This window comes from Streptomyces sp. NPDC056160 (assembly GCF_042268205.1).
In the GTDB taxonomy this organism is placed as follows: Bacteria; Actinomycetota; Actinomycetes; order Streptomycetales; family Streptomycetaceae; genus Streptomyces.
In genome coordinates this window covers 41807-58687 of the sequence record NZ_JBHJUW010000011.1, presented here as the reverse complement: position 1 = coordinate 58687, position 16881 = coordinate 41807, and the positions used below count along the sequence as shown (strand labels likewise).

Genomic DNA, 16881 nt, shown 5'->3' with positions numbered 1-16881 from the left:
CGCCCCGCACGCGCAGCCGGCTCGGCATGCTGCGCCCCGCCGCGAGCGCTGCCCGCCGCGGCATGGCCGGTACGGGGCGCGCGATCCGTGGCACGGCGCGCGGTGTCGCAGCCGCCGCCCGCGGCATCGGTCGGGCGGGGCGCTGGACTGCCCGGCCCGTCGGCGCGCTGTGGCGAGGAACCGAACGAGCCCGCCGAGCAGCCGGTCGGCGTACCGCCCGCGCCGCGGGCGCGCTGTGGGATGGCGCGCTCGCCGGGATCGGCGGGCTCGCCGCGGCCGTGTGGCAGCGCAGTTGGCGGGCCGGGCTCGCCACCCTGCGCGCAGTGTGGCAGCGCCGCCGACGGAACCGAGCGGCGCGCAGGGCTGCCGTCGGACCCGCCATGACCGGACCGGGGATCGCAACGACGCCGCCCCCGGTCGCCCCCTACGTACGCCGCCCGGCGACCGCCGGCGGATCAGCCTCGACCTACGGAGGACACATGACCGCGACCGGCGGGCACCACTTCCTTGCACCCGCAATGGAAATGGAGCGCATCGCGACCACGTACACGCCCGACAGCATGATGCAGGTCGGCCGCGACCTCGGCGCGCTGCCCGAGGCGCTCGAACACGTCGCGAACTCGATCAAGATCACGACGGCGCGGGCCGACGCCGAGCAGCCGCTCGACCCGAACGTCGTCGAGATCCTGAAGCAGATCTATCTCTTGGAGATGAAGGCGGCGCAGCTCGCGCGCGACCTCGGCCCGGCGTTCAAGAAGCTGCATCAGGTCGACATCGCTCGCCTGCAGAACCCGCGCAAGGGCCGGGCTGGCGAAGCGATGTGGGACGTCCGCGCGAACGCCGACACGAGCCTGTAAGGGGCTGACAGTGCAGATCGATTGGGAGTCGGGGCACGGTCCGTTCACTGCCCCGCTCAGCGCAGCCGGCTCGCTGCTGGCTGCCTCGTACGCGGCGAACGCGGCCGGCGTCTCCCCTTGGTGGGGCGCCGTCGTCGCGGGCGCCGGGTTCGTCGGCTCGCAGATCGCGGGCCGGCGGGCCGGCGTCGACAGGGGCAGCCTCGTACTCAGTGCCGCCGCGTGGGTCGGCGCAGGTGAGTGGTCCTCGTGGGCGCTCAATGTCGGCCCGTGGACGGTCAACTGTCTCGGCTCGCTCGTCGCGGGCGGGGTCGCGCTCGGCGCCGCCATGGCGGGCAACCGTGCGGCCCGTCGCCGGGCGGACGCGCAGCGCGCGGCCGACGCCGCGGCGACCGAGCACGCCCTCGTCATGGGGCGGCACCGGGCGCTCGCCGCCGAGTGGTCGGCGCGGTTCTCGCGCGTGTCCGGGATCGACGGCGTGCAGGTCGTCGGCGTCGAGATGTGGGATCAAGGCGGGTTCACGCTCGAAGGGCGGTTGCCCGAGGGCGGGTACACGTGGCGCGACATACAGCGCTGCGGCGACGGGCTCGCCGGCGACGCCCGGCTGCCGAACGGCTGCTCGGTCGAGATCACCGAGGGCGCCGACCGCGGCTCGTTCCTCGCCAACGTCGAGACCGAGAATCAGATCGCGTCCGGTCCGACCATGTACCCCGACGACTACTCGCCCCGGTCGCTGAACGACGGGCTGCAGCTCGGGTTCCACAAGGACGGCACCGAGGCCGCGCCGTGCATCCGTGAACTGACGGCGATCTTCACCGGGCGCAAGGGCTCGGGTAAGTCGAACCTGATGAACGTGGCCATCGCCGGACAGTTGCGCATGGTCGACGTCCTCGTGTGGGTGATCGACCTCAACGGCGGTTCGCTCGCGCTGCCGTGGCTGCGCGCGTGGCACAAGGCGGGGCGCCCCGGCCGGCCGCCGATCGACTGGGTCGCCGACACCCCCGAGAAGGTGCTCGCCATGGCCGAGGCGCTGCTGCGCATCGCGAAGGCCAGGAAACCGGGGTACGCCGACCTGCAGATCGAGGCGGACGACGACAAGATTCCGGTGAGCCCGGCCGTGCCCGCCATCATCGCGAACGCCGACGAGGTCGCCGAGCTGTACTCGGGCAAGGCGCGCAGGCACCCGATCCTGCGCAAGGCGGGCGACGTGCTGCTGCAGGTCGTCGAACTCGCGCGGGCCGTGGCGTGCAACGTGATCGCCTCGGCGCTGCGGGCGACGCAGGATGTGCTCGAAGAGCCGCAGCTCGTCGTGCAGTCCGGCCTCAAGGTCGCCATGAAGTCGGACGAGCGCGAGATCGCCTATCTGATGGGGTGGGGCGACAAGATCTCGCCGGAAGACATGCCCGTCGCGGGTACCGGTGCGATCAAGGTGCTCGACGACCCGGCCCGCCCGCTGGTCGTGTACCGCATGACGCCGAGCGAGATCGCCCGGATCGTCGTCGCGACCGCCGATTACCGGCCCGACCTCGACGAGCTGTCTCGCCGCGCGGCGGGCGAGGCGTACGAACGCAGGTGGGAGAACACCGACCACCTGTTCTCGGGGAGCGTGCAGGCGGCGCCGGTCGCCGTCCTCGACGAGCCCGCGGTCGAACAGTCCGCGCGCGAGGGATGGACCGACCCAACTGCCGGTTGGGGCGAGCCGGACGAGTCCACACCGGCCGCTGAGGCGGCAGCAGCCGGCGGCGAGGCGCTCGCAGACGCCGATGCCGCCATGCGCCGGATTCACGAGCGGATCGACGACGCGACCGCCCGCGGTAGCGACCTCGACGTCGACGCCGAGGCACGCGCCATCTTCGAGGTGAGCGGGCTCGCGCACACGCCGCCGACCGCCCTCGACGAGGCGCAGCCGGCCGGCGGCGACCCGCGCAAGGCGATCGTGTTCGAGATCGTGCTCAAGGCCGGCCCGGACGGGATCGGACCCGAGGCGATCCGCGACTCGATCGCACGCCTGCACCCCGACGTCGAGGTACCGCACGCCGCCACCATCGGCCGATGGCTCGGCGCCGACCCGCGCGTGCACAAGGCCAGGTACGGCCGGTACGCCGTGCGCCCGGACGGGGGAACCCCCTCATGACCCGCCCCACGCCCGCCCGCCGCCGCACCGCCCGAGCCGTACGCGGGGTCGGCGAGACCGTACGGATCGCCGCCCCAGTCGTGCCGATCGTCGTCGTGCTGCTGCGCCTCGACACCGTCGACGGCCCGCACCTCGACCTGCCGCTGCTGCACCTGGTCGTCGTACTGCTCGCCGGGCTCGGCGTCGACCGGCTCGGTCTGCTGCTGCTCGGCCTCGGCCACCACATCGAGCACCACCGCCCCAACACCGCGAGCTAGGACCCGCCATGCATCCCGAACACCGCGCCGCACAACCGGCGCCCCTCACCCGGACCGTGACCCCGACCGCTGTCGTCCCGGCCACCGAGCAGCAGCTCGCGCCCGTCCCGCCGCCCGGCATGCGCGTGATCGGGTACGTACGGATCGACGGCATGCTGCACCCGCAGTACGGGCCCGAGTACGCGCCCGCCGCCCCCGTTGCACCCCCGGCAACGCCCGTCCTCGACCCGCAGGCGCAGCGCACCGCCGCAAAGGGCGTGTACGCGATCGGGGTCGGCGTCGGCGCGTACTTCGGCATGCGGGCGCTGCAGATCCTCGTCGACAGCCTCGTGCAGTTCCTGATCGCCGCCGCGGTGTGCGGGCTCGTGTGGGCGCTGCCGACCGGCCGCCGGAGCGTCCGCGACGCGCCGACGTACATCATCAACAACCGCGGGTTCTTGTCCGGCTGGAAGTCACGGATCGGCCCGCCGAAGTAGCGCCCGGCCGCCACAGCAGCGCCCCGTATCGCCCCGAGCGGTACGGGGCGCTCGCATGTCCGGGGCCGGGGCGGGCCGTTGACGCGGTTCTGCACGAGAATCGCGTACGAATCGATCGCGAATCGTCGACGAATCGCACGCGAATCGTTCGCCGTTCTCAGACGTCGTCGCAAGTCAACGCGTTCTGTCCCTGGGGGACAGCCGGGGGACTCGCGCGCGCGCGTTCCCCTCCCCTCCCATATATGGGGGGTGGCCGTAGAGAGATCTCCTACAGGTAGTAGCGGGCGAGCGCACGAGCCGATCTCACTCTCAGCACGCCGCCCGAACTTGACTCTGACGATCACCTGTCGCACCCTTGTCGGCAAGTCCGCCATGCCCGGACACCGAGACACCCCGAAGCGCCCCGCCCCCCGCGGGGCGTTTCGCATTTCCCCGAACTCCGCGCGGGGCGGAGACGATACGAACTCTGGCGGGTTTGCTGCCCGCCCCGCGCGGCGCCACGCTGGCCACATCCGCAGCCACACAGGCACCATGGACCCTCACCTAGAACCACGAGGGGGGCCCGTGTTCGGCAGTAAGAAGACCGACGAGGAAAAGGCCGCAGCGCGTCGACAGCGGCAGATCACCCAAGCCGCAGCGTCCGCCGGCATCACGGTCATGGGGGGCAAGTTCCGCGCCCCCAATCAGGACCCGATAGCGATCGACGGCGCCCGTATGACCATCGAGCGAGGCGAGGACGCAGGGAAGCGGGTCACCGCGACCCGAGTTCTGCTGACCGGCGTGTTCGCGCTGCTGCTGAAGAAGGATCAGACGCAGTTGTTCATCACCGTCGAGAACGGCGAGCAAGTGATGATGATCCCGGTCCCGGCGAAGAAGGAAGCTGCCGCGCGCGTGCTGGCCACCATGGTCAACGGCGAGGCGACCGGCGTGAACTGACCCGTGGAAAGGATCCCGTCCCATGCGCATACGCCTGTCGGACGGGACCCACGAGGTCGAGATCAAGTCCAAGGGCTACAGCCGGCGCAAACTCGACGACGCCGAGAACGCTGCGCTGCGGCTGCTCGACGCACTACGTGCCGAGCAGCCGACGCAGCCCGGCACGACGTTCGGGTTCGCCCCCGACGTCGTACTCGACAGCAGCACCGAGCGAGCCGAACCGTACGTCGACGACCGCGACCAGGACGACGAGGACGACGACGCATGAGCGGCGGATGGGCCGGCAGCAACCGGCGGGCCGAGCTGCCGCCCGACTGGTACACGCACATACGCCCGTTCGTCCTCGCCCGAGACGAGTACCGGTGCCGCAACCGGATCGACGGCGTCGTGTGCGGGCGTACGGCGAATCAGGTCGACCACATCGGCGACCGTCACGACCACCGCCCCGAGATGCTGCAGGCGCTGTGCGCCGAGTGCCACGCTGCCAAGAGCAGCCGACAGGGCAACGACGCCCGGTGGACCGTACGCATGACCCGCCCCCCGGAGCGACACCCCGGTCTGCTCTGATCCCCCCCGGTGTACACGCACCCCCCCCGGCATTCCCCGGCGGCAGACGACCGGGCGCCACGGCAGCCGGCCCATGACGGCAGACGCACGGCAGTACAGCCGAGGCACTACTGCCGAGCAGCACTCAGGCTCATGCCTCGTCGGGATCAGGCAGCACCGACTCGCGCAGGCGGGCAGCGAGATCGACGTCGCCTCGCGCTTCCAACTCGGCGGCGATCGCGACCGCACCACGCAGCGCAGCCTCGGCACGCTCGGCCCGAGCAGCCTCACGAGTCGCCATGCGAAGCGCGACGTCACGCTCGCGACGCAGCTCGACTAGCTCAGGATCGCGTACGAACATGCCTCGGCCCATGAGTACGTTGACCGCACCATCGGCGCGCAGCTCGGCCAGACCTTGACGAACCGTCGGACGGGTCACACCGAACTCGGCGGCGAGGCTGCTCTCGGACGGCAGCGCACTGCCGGGCGGGTACGTACCGTCGTCGATCCGGGCTCGCAGCGCGTCGGCGATCTGCCGGTACTTCGGAGTCTGGCCAGTCATGGCCGACAGCATCCCATGCAGTCCGGATCATCATCCGAGCAGTTCCGAGGCTCTGTACGGCGATTTGAGCGACGATCTCGGACCCTGGGGGGTGACTCCCCTCCCCGCCCCGTCTGGGGCTCGGGAGGTGCTGCGGCTGAACTTCTGTACGGGTCTGGGGAAAACGACCGCGCTGCGGGGCGCGGGCGGCTCGCTGGCGGGCGAGCAGGGATGCGGCAGGCTGATTTGATGGCGCGCGGTTGAGGGGCCGCAGATCGCCTCTCAGCCTGCCGCACTCCCGATGCGAACCTGATACATGCAGGTCAGAGCGCTAAAAGCGTACGCGGCTGTAGACTGGGCACATGACGACGAGCCGCTGCTGCGAGCACTGCGACGGGCCGATGCCGATCACGGCTCGGCGGCACGCGCGGTTCTGCAAGTCGGCCTGCCGCGCCGCCGCGCACCGTGCGGCCCGCACGATCCCGGCCGAGCTGACCAGCCGGCCGCGGTGGGTGCGCCGCACCTCGCGGAAGGTTCCGGTCACGGTCGGCGGCGCGGTGGCGAGCAGCACCGACCCCGCGTCCTGGTCGAGCTACCGGGACGCCGCCCGCTCGACGGCGGGCGCCGGGCTCGGGTTCGTCCTCGACGGCGACGGCGTCGTCTGCCTCGACCTCGATCACTGCGTCGACGACGAGGGCACGGTCGCCGGTTGGGCGCGCAACGTCCTCGACGCTGCCGACGGCACATGGGTCGAGGTGTCCGCGAGCGGCGACGGGCTGCACGTCTGGGGGTACGGCGAGCTGCCGCACGGCAGGCGCATCACGGTCGGCGGCGGCTCGGTCGAGCTGTACGGCGACGGCCGGTACATCGCGGTCACGGGGCGGACGTTCGACGGCACGCCGCGGCGCCTCGGCGACCTGCAGCACGTAATCGACTCGCTGCTGTAGCGCCCCGACACGGGTGTGCTGCGGCGCACCCGACACGGGGAGGTACAGCAATGGGCGGCATGGGACCGGCGCCAAAGCCCGAGGGCAGGAAGGCGCGACGGAACAAGGACGCGATCCCGCAGACCGTGCTCAGGTGGGAGCGGGCCGAGGCGCCCGAGCTGCCCGACGTCGAGGTCGAGAAAGACGGTCAACTCGTCGAGTTCGTGTGGCCTGCGCGCACGCGCGTGTGGTGGCAGATGTGGATCGACTCGCCGCAGGCCGAGCACTTCGGGTCGTCCGACTGGCAGTACCTACTCGACACCGCCCTGATTCACGCCCGGCTGTGGCGCGGCGATCTGACGGCCGCGGGCGAACTGCGGCTGCGCGTCGCGGCGTTCGGGGCGACCCCGGCGGACCGGGCCCGGCTGCGCATGGTGTTCGCCGAGGCGGACGGCGCCGACCAGGGGCGCGGCAGCTCGGGCGTACCGCCGGCTCGCGAGCTGTACGGGAACCTGCGGCCGATCAACGGCGGGAAGTCCGCCGAGGGCGGCAGCGCGTAGCTAGGGGGCGTCATGCCGTGGCGCGGCCCGGAGTACGAGGGCGAGTTCCCAACGCTCGGTTGGTACGTCATTGACTGGATGATCGGGAATCTCGCGCAGCCCGGCCGTGACGACGGGGCACCATACATCCCGACCAAGGAACAGGCCGAGTTCCTGCTGCGGTACTACGAGCTGCACCCGGTGACCGGCAAGCGGGTCATTCACCGGGCGCTGCTCAGCCGGCCGCGTGGGTGGGGGAAGAGTCCGTTCGTCGGGGCGATCGCGCTCGCCGAAGCGTGCGCCGACGTCGTGCCGGACGGGTTCGACTCGTACGGCGAGCCGGTCGGCCGGCCGTGGCACTCGGTCCGTACGCCGCTCGTGCGTATCGCGGCCGTGACCGAGCAGCAGACCGACAACACGTGGATCCCGTTGTTGGAGATGGCGCGCGGCCGGTCACTGTCGACCGACTACGGGCTCGACGTCCTCGACACCGTGATCTACCTGCCGCGCGGCGAGGTGTCGCCGATCACCTCGTCGGCGACGAGCACCAAGGGCGACCCGGCCTGTTTCGCGAGCCTCGACCAGACCGAGGAATGGACGGCGACGAACGGCGGCGTCCGGCTCGCGAAGGTGATGCGGTTCAACGCCGCCAAGCTCGGCGGCAGCCTGATCGAGACGCCGAACGCGTACACGCCCGGCGTAGGCAGCGTGGCCGAGCAGTCGGCATCGGACTATCAGGCGATCATCGACGGCCGGTCGCGGGCGCGAGGCATCCTCGCCGACCACCGCGAGGCGCCGCCCGACACCGACATGACCGACGAGCAGTCGCTCGTCGCCGGCCTGCGGTACGCCTACGGCGACAGCAGCGATCACCCCGACGGGTGCGTGCTGCACGATCCGCCGTGCGCGCCCGGCTGGTCGCCGATCGAGCGGCTCACGAGCGAGTTCTACGACACGTCGAACGAGCCGCAGGATCTTCGGTCCGACTTGCTGAACCAGATCACGCACGCGGCCGACGCGTGGCTCACCGAGCCCGAGGTGCGGGCGTCGTCCGACCTCGGCCGCGTGGTGCAGCCGGGCGACCGGATCGTGCTCGGGTTCGACGGCTCGCGGAAGCGGGCGCGCGGGGTGACCGATGCGACGGCACTGATCGGCTGCAGGCTCAGCGACGGGCACCTGTTCACGATCGGCGTGTGGGAGCAGCCCGAGCGCCCGCAGCTCGGGCCGGACGGCAAGCCGATCGAGTGGCAGGTGCCGGTCGTCGAGGTGCTCGCGACGATCGTCGAGGCGTTCGCGACGTACGACGTCGTCGGGTTCTACGCCGACCCCGCCAAGTGGGAATCGCACGTTGCGGACTGGGAAGCGGCGTACGGGTCGCGGTTGAAGGTGCAGGCGACCCGGCAGCACCCGATCGAGTGGTGGATGACCGGCGGCCGGTCCGTGCTGATCGTGCGGGCGCTGGAGAAGTTCCACACCGCCTTGACCGAGGGCGAGTTGACGCACGACGGCTCGTCGGCGCTCGTGCGGCACCTGTGCAACGCCCGCCGCCGACCCGGCCGTTCGGGTCTGCAGATCGGCAAGGCGCACCCCGACAGCCCGAAGAAGATCGACGCGGCGGTCGCCTCCGTGCTCGCGTGGCAGTGCCGCCTCGACGCGATCGCGAAGGGCATCGCGGTCGAGGACGAGCCGATGTTCGGCGGGACGTTCTGACAGAGAGGGGGCGACCGTGCTCGACGAGACACCTGATCTCGACAATCCCGACTACATGCTGCTGCGCCTCGGGCGCAAGATGCGCAAGCGCGTGAGCGTCCACGAGGGGTGGTGGCTGTACTACCGCGGTCGGCCGCCGCTGCCCGAGCTGCCCCGGAACGCCGAGGCTGCCTTTATCGACTTCCAGCGCAAGGCGCGCACGAACTTCTGCGGACTGATCGCCAACGCCACGGTGCACCGGCTGCTCGCCCTCGGCGTCACCGGGCCCGACGGCAAGCCGGACGATCAGGCGTCGCGGTGGTGGCAGGCGAACCGGCTGGACTCGCGGCAGAAACTCGTGTGGCGCTCCGGGATGGCGCAGTCGGTCGGGTACATGCTCGTCGGCCCGCACCCGACTCGCGTCGAGGACAACAAGCGGCCGAGCCCCCTGATCACGCCCGAGCACCCGAGCGAGTGCATCGTCGAGTACGACCCCGAGACCGGCGAGCCGCTCGTCGGGCTCAAGGCGTACGCGAACGACATCGACGGGTACGGGTACGCGCGGGTGTACTACGACGACCGCTCGTTCCCCTACCGGACGGCCGAGCGCTGCGGGCGCCGCCTGCCGTGGGGGCCGGCCTCGTGGGTGTACGTCGGCGACCAGGACGACGGCGAGCTGCACGACCTCGGCCGCATGCCGTTGGTCGAGTTCGCGCGGATGCCCGACCTCGGCGAGGAGCCCGAGCCCGAGTTCGCGTGCGTGCTGGACACGCAGGATCGCGTCAACATGGGTGTGCTCAACCGCATGGCCGCGAGCCGGTACAGCGGGTTCCGGCAGAAGTGGGTGCGCGGGCACAAGTTCGCTCGCAAGGTCGATCAGGCGACCGGTATCAAGGTCGTCGAGCAGCCGTTCGTGCCCGGCCCGAACACGGTGTGGGTGAGCGAGGGCGAGCAGGCGCAGTTCGGGCAGCTCGACGCGACCGACTTGAGCGGGTTCCTGAAAGAGCACGAGTCCGACGTGCGCGACATGCTGATCATGTCGCAGACCCCCGCGTACTACTACGCGAGCGACCTGATCAACATCTCGGCCGACACCGTCGCCGCCCTCGACCTCATGCACGTCGCGAAGTGCCGCGAGCACATCGCATCGTTCGGCGAGGGGCTCGAAGATGTGATGAGCCTCGCCGCGGCGCAGGCCGGCGTGCCCGAGGACTACACCGAGGCAACGGTGCGTTGGGCGAACCCGCAGTACCTCAGCCCGGCAGTGCAGGCGGACGCCGCGACCAAGCTCGCGAGCATCGGGTACCCGCTCGACGTCATCGCCGAGGATCTCGGCGAGTCGCCGCAGCGCGTGCGCCGGATCACCGCGAGCGCCGCGGCGGCGAAGCTGCTCGCCGCCTCGCTGCTGCCGGCCAACACGGCGCCGACCGCGGGCAACGTCGACGACCAGGGGGCGACCGGTGGGTGAGGCGCTGCAGGCGGCGCTCACCGAGCGGTACGACGCCCTGTCGACGTCGCTGCGCGCCCGCGTGATCTCGTTCGCCCTCGACGCGTTCGACAGCCTCGACGGCTACCGCGACGCCGACGCCGCGGCGTTCGTCGAGCAGGTGCTGCCGACCGTGCTCGCGGCGCAGGCGCAGATGGGGCAGATCACCGACGCGTACCTGTCCGCGATGCTCGCCGACATGCTCGGCACCTCGACGGCGGCGGCGGGCGTCGAGCTGCCCGAGGCGCTGCGCGGTGTCGATCCGGCCGAGGTGTACACGCGCCCGTTCGTGACCACGTGGACAGCGCTCGGCAAGGGCAAGGCGTACGCGCAGGCGGTCAACGAGGGCCGTACGCGGCTGCTCAGCATCACCGAGACCGACCTGCAGCTCGCCCGCACGCACGCCGCGCAGCAGTCCATGCAGCGGGGCGGGGCGCGGTTCTTCCGGCGCCGGTTGACCGGCTCGAAGAACTGCGCGTTGTGCGTGCTGGCCAGTACACAGCGGTACCGGGTCGAGAACCTGATGCCGATTCACCCCGGCTGCGACTGCAAGGTCGAGCCGCTCGCCGGCAGCAAGGATCCGGGGCACGTGCTCGACGAGGCGACGCTGCGCGAGGCGCACGCCGCCGTCGCGAAGGGTGTCGGGCAGTCCGACGCGGGCGGTCGCGCCCCCGATTACCGCGACGTCATCATCACGCGCGAGCACGGCGAGTACGGCCCGCTGCTCGCCGTGAAGCGTCACGAGTTCACCGGTCCCGACGACATCCCGTCGTGACCGGAGCGCCGACACGGCGCACCCCATGCTCACCCCAACCCGACACGGGAGACACCACCATGCGCACGCGCACTCTGCCCTCACTGCCCGGTATCGAGTCGGCGGCCGGTTGGTCGCACCCGTACCCGACCTCGCCGTTCTCGCCCGTGTTCTACGCGGACGGGGGCGACGGCGGAGGGGACGACGGCGACGACGGCAACGACGACGGCGACCAGGACGACGACGGCGACGGGTCCGGCAAGGACGACGGCGACGGTACCGACTGGAAGGCCGAGGCCGAGAAGTGGAAGGCCAGTAGCCGGAAGCACGAGGGCCGTGCGAAGGAGAACGCGGGCGCCGCGAAGGAACTCGCGAAGATCAAGCGCGAAGGGATGCCCGAGCAGGAACGGGCCGTTTCCGAGGCGGTCGCGAAGGCGCTCGCCGAGAGCAACGCGAAGAACGGCGCGAAGCTCGCCCGGCAGGCGTTCCTCGCCGCCGCGAAGGGCGTGATCCCGAACGCGGGCGAGGTCGCCGACGACGTGAACCTGCACAGGTACGTCGACGACGACGGCGAGGTCGACGAGGACGGTCTCGCCGAACTCGTCAAGCGGCTCGCGCCGAAGAAGTCCGACAAGGACGAGAACGACGAGGACGACGACCGCGAGGGCGGGCGCGACACGCGCCGTCGCCGCCGCGGCGGCGGATTCGACCAGGGCACCCGGCGGGGCGGCCGTGGCGGGGGCAAGGGCGGCGGTGTCGCAGCCGGCGCCGACCTGTACCGCGAGCTGCTCGGCAAGGGCACCGACAAGAGCTGACCACACCGGAGGAACCATGATTCTCGCTCAGACGAGTGAGTCGTTCGGGTCCGACGATCAGTCGTGGCTCGGGTCCGCGCACGGCACGGACGCGACCGAGACGATCTCGCTCGACACCAGCCTGTTCACGGCAGGCACCCACTACCCCGACGGGTATTTCAAGTCGGGCATTCCGCTCGGCGCCATCACCGCGACGCCCGGCAAGTTCGGGCCGTACGACAACGCGGCGACCGACGGCCGGCAGACCCTCGTCGGGTTCCTGTACGCGGCGGTCAAGGCGCCGTCCGTCAACACGATCGACCCGTCGGCCGCGATGCTCACGCACGGCAAGGTGCGCGAGTCGCGCCTGCCGCTGGGCGCCGTCGACGCCGCGGGTCACACCGACGTCGCCGGCACGATCCGGTTCGTCTGAGAGGGGATGATCTGAGATGAGCTGGACTCTCGACACAGAGTTCATCGAGCCGACCGAACTCACCGGCCTGATTCGGGCCGCGCTCGCCGACCTGCAGGTGAACCGCTTCACGCTGTCGCGGTGGCTGCCGAACGTCGAGGTCGACGACATCGCGTACGAGTACACCAAGGGCGGCGGCGGGCTCGCCGAGACCGCCTCGTTCCGCTCGTGGGATGCCGAGTCCAAGATCGGCCGCCGCGAGGGGATCGGCAAGGTCATGGGCGAGCTGCCCCCGATCTCCGAAAAGATCCCGCTGAACGAGTACGACAGGCTGCGGCTGCGGAAGCTCGACACCAACGACGATCGCGTGCTCGCGCTGATCGCCCGCGACGCGCAGCGCATCGCCCGCAACATCGGGGCGCGGTTCGAGGTCGTGCGCGGGCAGACGCTCGTCAACGCGCAGGCGCCCGTGACCGAGCTGCAGCAGACCGTCGACTTCGGCCGCACGGCCGCGCACTCGGTCGTCGCTGCCACGCTGTGGACCGACCACACCAACGCGACGCCGCTCACCGACATGCGGTCGTGGGTGAACACCTACGAGGACACGAACGGCGAGACGCCGGCCGTCACCCTCGCCCCGAACGCCGTCGTGCAGCACTTCGCGATGTGCCAGCAGGTCATCAGGCAGGTGTACCCGCTCGCCCCGTCCGGCACGGCGCCGATGCTGAACACGGATCAGGTGAACTCGGTTCTGCGGTCGCTCAACCTGCCGCCGTTCGAGATCTACGACGCGCGCGTCAAGGTCGACGGCGTCTCGACCCGCATCACCCCGTCGGACTCGATCGCGCTGCTGCCCGAGCCCGGCCCGACGACCGCGTCGCAGCCGACCGACCTCGGCGCGACGCTGCTCGGCACGACCGCCGAGGCGCTCGAATCCGAGTACGCGCTCGTCGCGAGCGAGCAGCCCGGCATCGTCGCGGCGACATACAAGAGCAAGGACCCGATCCGGCTGTGGACGCACGCCGCGGCGGTCGGTCTGCCGGTTCTGCGCGAGCCGAACCTGACGTTCAAGGCCAAGGTGATCTGATGACGCGCCGACTGATCGCGTACGTGCACGTCGACGGCGTCGCGTACGGGCCCGACAGCAAGGTGCCGCCGGCGGTGGCGAAACGGATCGGCGACCACGCGTGGACGGATGCCGATTCCGCGGCCGAGGTGCCCACGCCCACGGGCGCGGGCGGCGGTTCCGAGGACGTGGCGCCGCCTCGCTCGGGTCGCGGCTCGGGCGTCGACGCGTGGCGGGCGTTCGCCGAGCAGCACGAGGTCGAGGTCGCCGCCGACGCGAGTCGCGAGGACATCATCGCGGCGTGCGAGGCGGCCGAACTCGTCGAGCCCGAGCAGCGGAAGGAGTAGGGCGGTGGCGGCGTTCGCTACGGTCGACGACTACACGGCGCGCGCCGCCGTCACCCTCGCCGAGGGCAGCCCGAAGCGGGCGCAGATCGAGGCGTACCTCGACGACGCGACCGCGCTCATGCGGCGGCACATCCCGGCCGGGTACGAGCCGGACCCGGCGACGCTCAAGGCGATCGCCGTAGCGGTCGTGCGCCGGGTCACGGCCAACCCCGGCGGGTACCGGCAGCGCACGATCGGCCAGTATTCCGAGACGCTCGGCGAGGACGGCGGGCTGTACCTCACCGACGACGAGAAAGCGCAGCTCGCGCCCGAGGACGTCACCGACCCGGATGCCGACGCCGCGTACACGATCGGCGTCCGCGACGAGGGGCTGCCGGGATGGCGGCGGGATCCGTACCCCTGCCACCCGCACGACCCGGCGGCCGGGCTGTGGGCCGGCGGTGCGTGGTGATCCCCGACGACGTGCTGCCGCACCTCGTCGACGTCGAGCACCCCGGCACGAAGCGGGACCGGTACGGAAACGACGTCGACGACTGGTCGGCGTCGACGCACACCGAGGTCGCCTCGTGGCTGCAGCAGAGCACGGGCGCCGAGGACAACGACCAGCGGGCGGCGCAGATCGGCGAATGGCTCATGGTCTGCAACCCGGTCGACACCGCCGGGCAGCCGCTCACGGTGTACGGCAGCGACCGCGTGCACTGGCAGGGGATCGACTTCGAGGTGATCGGCCCGCCCGGACCGGCGTACACCCCGGCCGAGCTGCACCACTACGAGATCAGGCTCAAGACGGTCGAGGGGTGATCACATGGGCCGGACGAGGTTCGTCCCCAACCGGCGCGGCATCGCGACCTTCCTGCGCACGCCGGAGACGCGGGCGCTGATCGACCGCAAGGTGCGGGCGATTGAGGCGGACGCGAGCGCGACGGCGCGGGCCGACGGGGCGGGCGGGCAGTTCCGGGTCGACGTCGAGACCGGCGATCACCGCGTGCGCGGCGCCGTCATCGGCGACTACTCGACCAACGACCCCGAGGTGTCGCGGCGGGCGCTGCTGCGCGCCCTCGACGCCGCGCGGGCGGTCGAGTGATGGCGGCGCCGGTCGAGTTCCCCGACGCCGTCGACGTCGTGCGCACGTACCTGCAGGCGGCGCTCGACGCCGCCGGGCTCGGCGTCCGGGTCATCACCCGCGTGCCGTCCGCGCGCCCGCCCTCGTTCGTACGGATCGAGCGCGTCGGCGGTAGCCGGCTCGACCGGATCACGGACCGGCCGCGGCTCGACTTCGAGTGCTGGGGGCCGGACGAGGGCGCCGTCGCCGACCTCGTCAAGGTCGTGCGGGCGCTCGTGTTCGCGATCCCAGGGTGGCGAGGTGTGGCCGCGTACGACGTCGTCGACGTCGGCGGGCCGAACAGCTCGCCCGACCCGGAAAGCGGGCAGGAACGCGCCTCGTTCGCCGTCGAGGTGTCCCTGCGCGGCAAGGCGCTCGCCGCCCCCTGATCGGCTCACCCGCCACCCTGACCACTCGCCCCCGAGCCGCTCGCGGCCGGGGGTTTCCCATGGAGGGACACAGCATGACCACACCGACCCCGGTGTCGCTGGAAACCGGCCTGCACACCGAGTACATCCGCAAGCAGCTCGTACAGGCGATCTTCGCGGCCGACATCTCGACGGCCGCGATCACGAACCCGTTCGACACCGACGGCGACCTCGTCACGATCCCGGCCGGGTACGTGCCGATCGGCTACACCACCGACGACGGCGTCTCGTTCCCGAGCGACGTGTCGATGTCCGACGTCACCTCGTCGCAGTCCTCCGAGCCGACCCGCAGCGACGTCGAGTCCGACGTGCTCACCGTGACGTTCTCGCCGCAGGAGACGAACGCCGCGACGGTCGCCCTGTACGAGGGGCTGCCCCTGTCCGGCGCGGGCGCGCTGCCCGCCCTTGGTACCGCGTGGACGTGGGACCGGGCCAAGACACCGCGGAACCCCTTCCGCCGGCTGCTGTTCATCGGACTGGACTACGGCGACGACGGCGGAGAGATCTACGTCGTCAAGTTCATGCCGCGGGCTCGGCTCACGGACAAGGACGACGAGACGTGGTCGCGGTCGGACCCGACGACCCGGCCCGTCACCCTCACGGCGTATCGAGACAGTGCGGTCGGAACCTCGTGCCGCAACTGGATCGACGGCCCCGGCTGGCGGGCGCTCGCCCCGTCCGGCGGCTGACGCCCCCTGAACGGGCGAGGGACGGCGGTTCTGGGTGAGCCCCGACCGTCCCTCGCCCTCGAACGCTCACCCGCAGCTCACCCGAGAGAGAGGCACCACCATGAGCAAGCCCAACGGCAAGCGGTACCGGCTGGAGACCGTACGGCGGTCGTACGCCGAGGCGGTCGGCGGCGAGCGCGTCGAGTTCGAGGTCGGTCCCGAGGACGACCCGACCGTGTTCTCGTTCCCGCATCCGATCTTCACGCCCGACGACATGCAGCAGGACCTCAACGAGGCGAAGGGCGACGAGGCCGGCGCGCGCATTCTGCTCGGCGACCGGTACGACGAGTTCGTCGCGGCCGGCGGCGACGTCAACTCGGTCATGCTGCTGTACGTCGGCATTCGCAACGAGGCGCAGGACAAGGTGCAGAAGGTGCGCCCTACGAGGGGGTAGCCCCCGACGGCGACGACGTCGTCGAGGTCTACACGTACACCGCCGTCGACGTCCTCGGCGAACACCCCGAGGCCGTCGAGGCGGACCTGATCCGGTACTACGGCAGCAGCGTCGGCGCGGGCGGGCCGCTCGCCGCCTACTGGCGGGGCGAGATCACGCTGCGGCTGCTGCGCGTCCTGGTCGAGGGGTTGCCTCCCGACAGTGCCACCGCCCGCGCCCACAGCGGGCATGCGTGGCAGGCACTCGACTACGCCGCCGCCGACACGCGCGATCTGCTCGCGCTGCTCTTCACGGCGTTCGTGAACGCCAACCGCGACCCGAAGAAACCGGCGATGCCGTGGCCCGAGCCGGGTTGGCGGCCGGGTGATCCGACGCCCGAGGAAACCGCGGCCGAGGCCGAGCGGAACCGGGCAAAGGCGCGGGCCGCGTACGCACATATCACCGCTCAAGTGCTGCCTGAAACGGGGTGATT

General features: G+C 71.4%; 24 protein-coding genes. 23 read left to right on the top strand and 1 reads right to left on the bottom strand.

The window, feature by feature from the left end; all coding sequences use genetic code 11:
- The first annotated feature begins 479 nt into the window (after window positions 1–479).
- The 7 genes from ACFC02_RS06320 to ACFC02_RS06290 all read left to right on the top strand — a co-directional run bounded on the left by ACFC02_RS06320 (window position 480) and on the right by ACFC02_RS06290 (window position 5224).
- Window positions 480–857 carry a hypothetical protein gene (locus ACFC02_RS06320; RefSeq protein WP_376352971.1) on the top strand — a complete coding sequence of 126 codons (378 nt, stop codon included), beginning with the start codon at window positions 480–482 and terminating at the stop codon, window positions 855–857.
- A 10-nt stretch (window positions 858–867) separates the two neighbouring features.
- Window positions 868–2988 carry a hypothetical protein gene (locus ACFC02_RS06315; RefSeq protein ID WP_376352968.1) on the top strand — a complete coding sequence of 707 codons (2121 nt, stop codon included), beginning with the start codon at window positions 868–870 and terminating at the stop codon, window positions 2986–2988.
- Complete coding sequence (locus tag ACFC02_RS06310) at window positions 2985–3245, top strand: hypothetical protein (protein ID WP_376352965.1); 261 nt, start codon at window positions 2985–2987, stop codon at window positions 3243–3245. The genes ACFC02_RS06315 and ACFC02_RS06310 overlap by 4 nt, the downstream gene beginning before the upstream one ends.
- Before the next feature lie 8 nt (window positions 3246–3253).
- Entirely contained in the window at window positions 3254–3721 is a 468-nt protein-coding gene (locus ACFC02_RS06305; RefSeq protein ID WP_376352962.1) for a hypothetical protein, read from the top strand.
- A gap of 564 nt (window positions 3722–4285) precedes the next feature.
- On the top strand, window positions 4286–4657 hold the full coding sequence (locus tag ACFC02_RS06300; protein WP_376352959.1) for a hypothetical protein: 372 nt from the start codon (window positions 4286–4288) through the stop codon (window positions 4655–4657).
- 22 nt (window positions 4658–4679) lie between these two features.
- A complete protein-coding gene (locus tag ACFC02_RS06295; RefSeq protein ID WP_376352957.1) occupies window positions 4680–4925 on the top strand; it encodes a hypothetical protein in 246 nt (81 codons plus the stop codon).
- Window positions 4922–5224 carry an HNH endonuclease gene (locus tag ACFC02_RS06290; RefSeq protein WP_376352954.1) on the top strand — a complete coding sequence of 101 codons (303 nt, stop codon included), beginning with the start codon at window positions 4922–4924 and terminating at the stop codon, window positions 5222–5224. The genes ACFC02_RS06295 and ACFC02_RS06290 overlap by 4 nt, the downstream gene beginning before the upstream one ends.
- A gap of 130 nt (window positions 5225–5354) precedes the next feature.
- On the opposite strand, the gene ACFC02_RS06285 is transcribed toward ACFC02_RS06290, so the two are convergent.
- Window positions 5355–5765, bottom strand: a complete 411-nt coding sequence (locus ACFC02_RS06285) for a winged helix-turn-helix domain-containing protein (protein ID WP_376352951.1) — start codon at window positions 5763–5765, stop codon at window positions 5355–5357.
- Window positions 5766–6106: 341 nt separating this feature from the next.
- On the opposite strand from ACFC02_RS06285, the gene ACFC02_RS06280 reads away from it, so the two are divergent.
- From ACFC02_RS06280 to ACFC02_RS06205, 16 genes are all read left to right on the top strand, one after another.
- Entirely contained in the window at window positions 6107–6691 is a 585-nt protein-coding gene (locus tag ACFC02_RS06280) for a bifunctional DNA primase/polymerase (protein ID WP_376352949.1), read from the top strand.
- 59 nt (window positions 6692–6750) lie between these two features.
- On the top strand, window positions 6751–7230 hold the full coding sequence (locus ACFC02_RS06275) for a hypothetical protein (RefSeq protein ID WP_376352946.1): 480 nt from the start codon (window positions 6751–6753) through the stop codon (window positions 7228–7230).
- A gap of 78 nt (window positions 7231–7308) precedes the next feature.
- Entirely contained in the window at window positions 7309–8919 is a 1611-nt protein-coding gene (locus tag ACFC02_RS06270; RefSeq protein WP_376352944.1) for a terminase, read from the top strand.
- A 16-nt stretch (window positions 8920–8935) separates the two neighbouring features.
- Window positions 8936–10366, top strand: coding sequence for a phage portal protein (locus tag ACFC02_RS06265; RefSeq protein ID WP_376352941.1), 1431 nt, complete (start codon window positions 8936–8938; stop codon window positions 10364–10366).
- Entirely contained in the window at window positions 10359–11159 is an 801-nt protein-coding gene (locus tag ACFC02_RS06260; RefSeq protein ID WP_376352938.1) for a hypothetical protein, read from the top strand. The genes ACFC02_RS06265 and ACFC02_RS06260 overlap by 8 nt, the downstream gene beginning before the upstream one ends.
- Window positions 11160–11218: 59 nt before the next feature.
- Window positions 11219–11953, top strand: coding sequence for a hypothetical protein (locus ACFC02_RS06255; protein WP_376352935.1), 735 nt, complete (start codon window positions 11219–11221; stop codon window positions 11951–11953).
- 16 nt (window positions 11954–11969) lie between these two features.
- Window positions 11970–12365, top strand: coding sequence for a head decoration protein (locus ACFC02_RS06250; protein WP_376352932.1), 396 nt, complete (start codon window positions 11970–11972; stop codon window positions 12363–12365).
- Window positions 12366–12381: 16 nt separating this feature from the next.
- A complete protein-coding gene (locus tag ACFC02_RS06245; protein ID WP_376352929.1) occupies window positions 12382–13431 on the top strand; it encodes a major capsid protein in 1050 nt (349 codons plus the stop codon).
- Window positions 13431–13757, top strand: coding sequence for a hypothetical protein (locus ACFC02_RS06240; protein ID WP_376352926.1), 327 nt, complete (start codon window positions 13431–13433; stop codon window positions 13755–13757). The genes ACFC02_RS06245 and ACFC02_RS06240 overlap by 1 nt, the downstream gene beginning before the upstream one ends.
- Window positions 13758–13761: 4 nt before the next feature.
- Complete coding sequence (locus tag ACFC02_RS06235) at window positions 13762–14208, top strand: hypothetical protein (RefSeq protein ID WP_376352923.1); 447 nt, start codon at window positions 13762–13764, stop codon at window positions 14206–14208.
- The gene (locus ACFC02_RS06230) at window positions 14205–14558 is read left to right on the top strand and encodes a hypothetical protein (protein ID WP_376352920.1); all 354 of its coding nucleotides are present in this window, start codon (window positions 14205–14207) and stop codon (window positions 14556–14558) included. The genes ACFC02_RS06235 and ACFC02_RS06230 overlap by 4 nt, the downstream gene beginning before the upstream one ends.
- 4 nt (window positions 14559–14562) lie before the next feature.
- A complete protein-coding gene (locus ACFC02_RS06225) occupies window positions 14563–14841 on the top strand; it encodes a hypothetical protein (protein ID WP_376352917.1) in 279 nt (92 codons plus the stop codon).
- Entirely contained in the window at window positions 14841–15248 is a 408-nt protein-coding gene (locus ACFC02_RS06220) for a hypothetical protein (protein ID WP_376352914.1), read from the top strand. The genes ACFC02_RS06225 and ACFC02_RS06220 overlap by 1 nt, the downstream gene beginning before the upstream one ends.
- A gap of 74 nt (window positions 15249–15322) precedes the next feature.
- Window positions 15323–15976, top strand: a complete 654-nt coding sequence (locus tag ACFC02_RS06215; RefSeq protein ID WP_376352911.1) for a phage tail protein — start codon at window positions 15323–15325, stop codon at window positions 15974–15976.
- 100 nt (window positions 15977–16076) lie between these two features.
- Window positions 16077–16409, top strand: coding sequence for a hypothetical protein (locus ACFC02_RS06210; RefSeq protein WP_376352908.1), 333 nt, complete (start codon window positions 16077–16079; stop codon window positions 16407–16409).
- A 188-nt stretch (window positions 16410–16597) separates the two neighbouring features.
- Window positions 16598–16879, top strand: coding sequence for a hypothetical protein (locus ACFC02_RS06205; protein WP_376352906.1), 282 nt, complete (start codon window positions 16598–16600; stop codon window positions 16877–16879).
- Window positions 16880–16881: the final 2 nt, after the last annotated feature.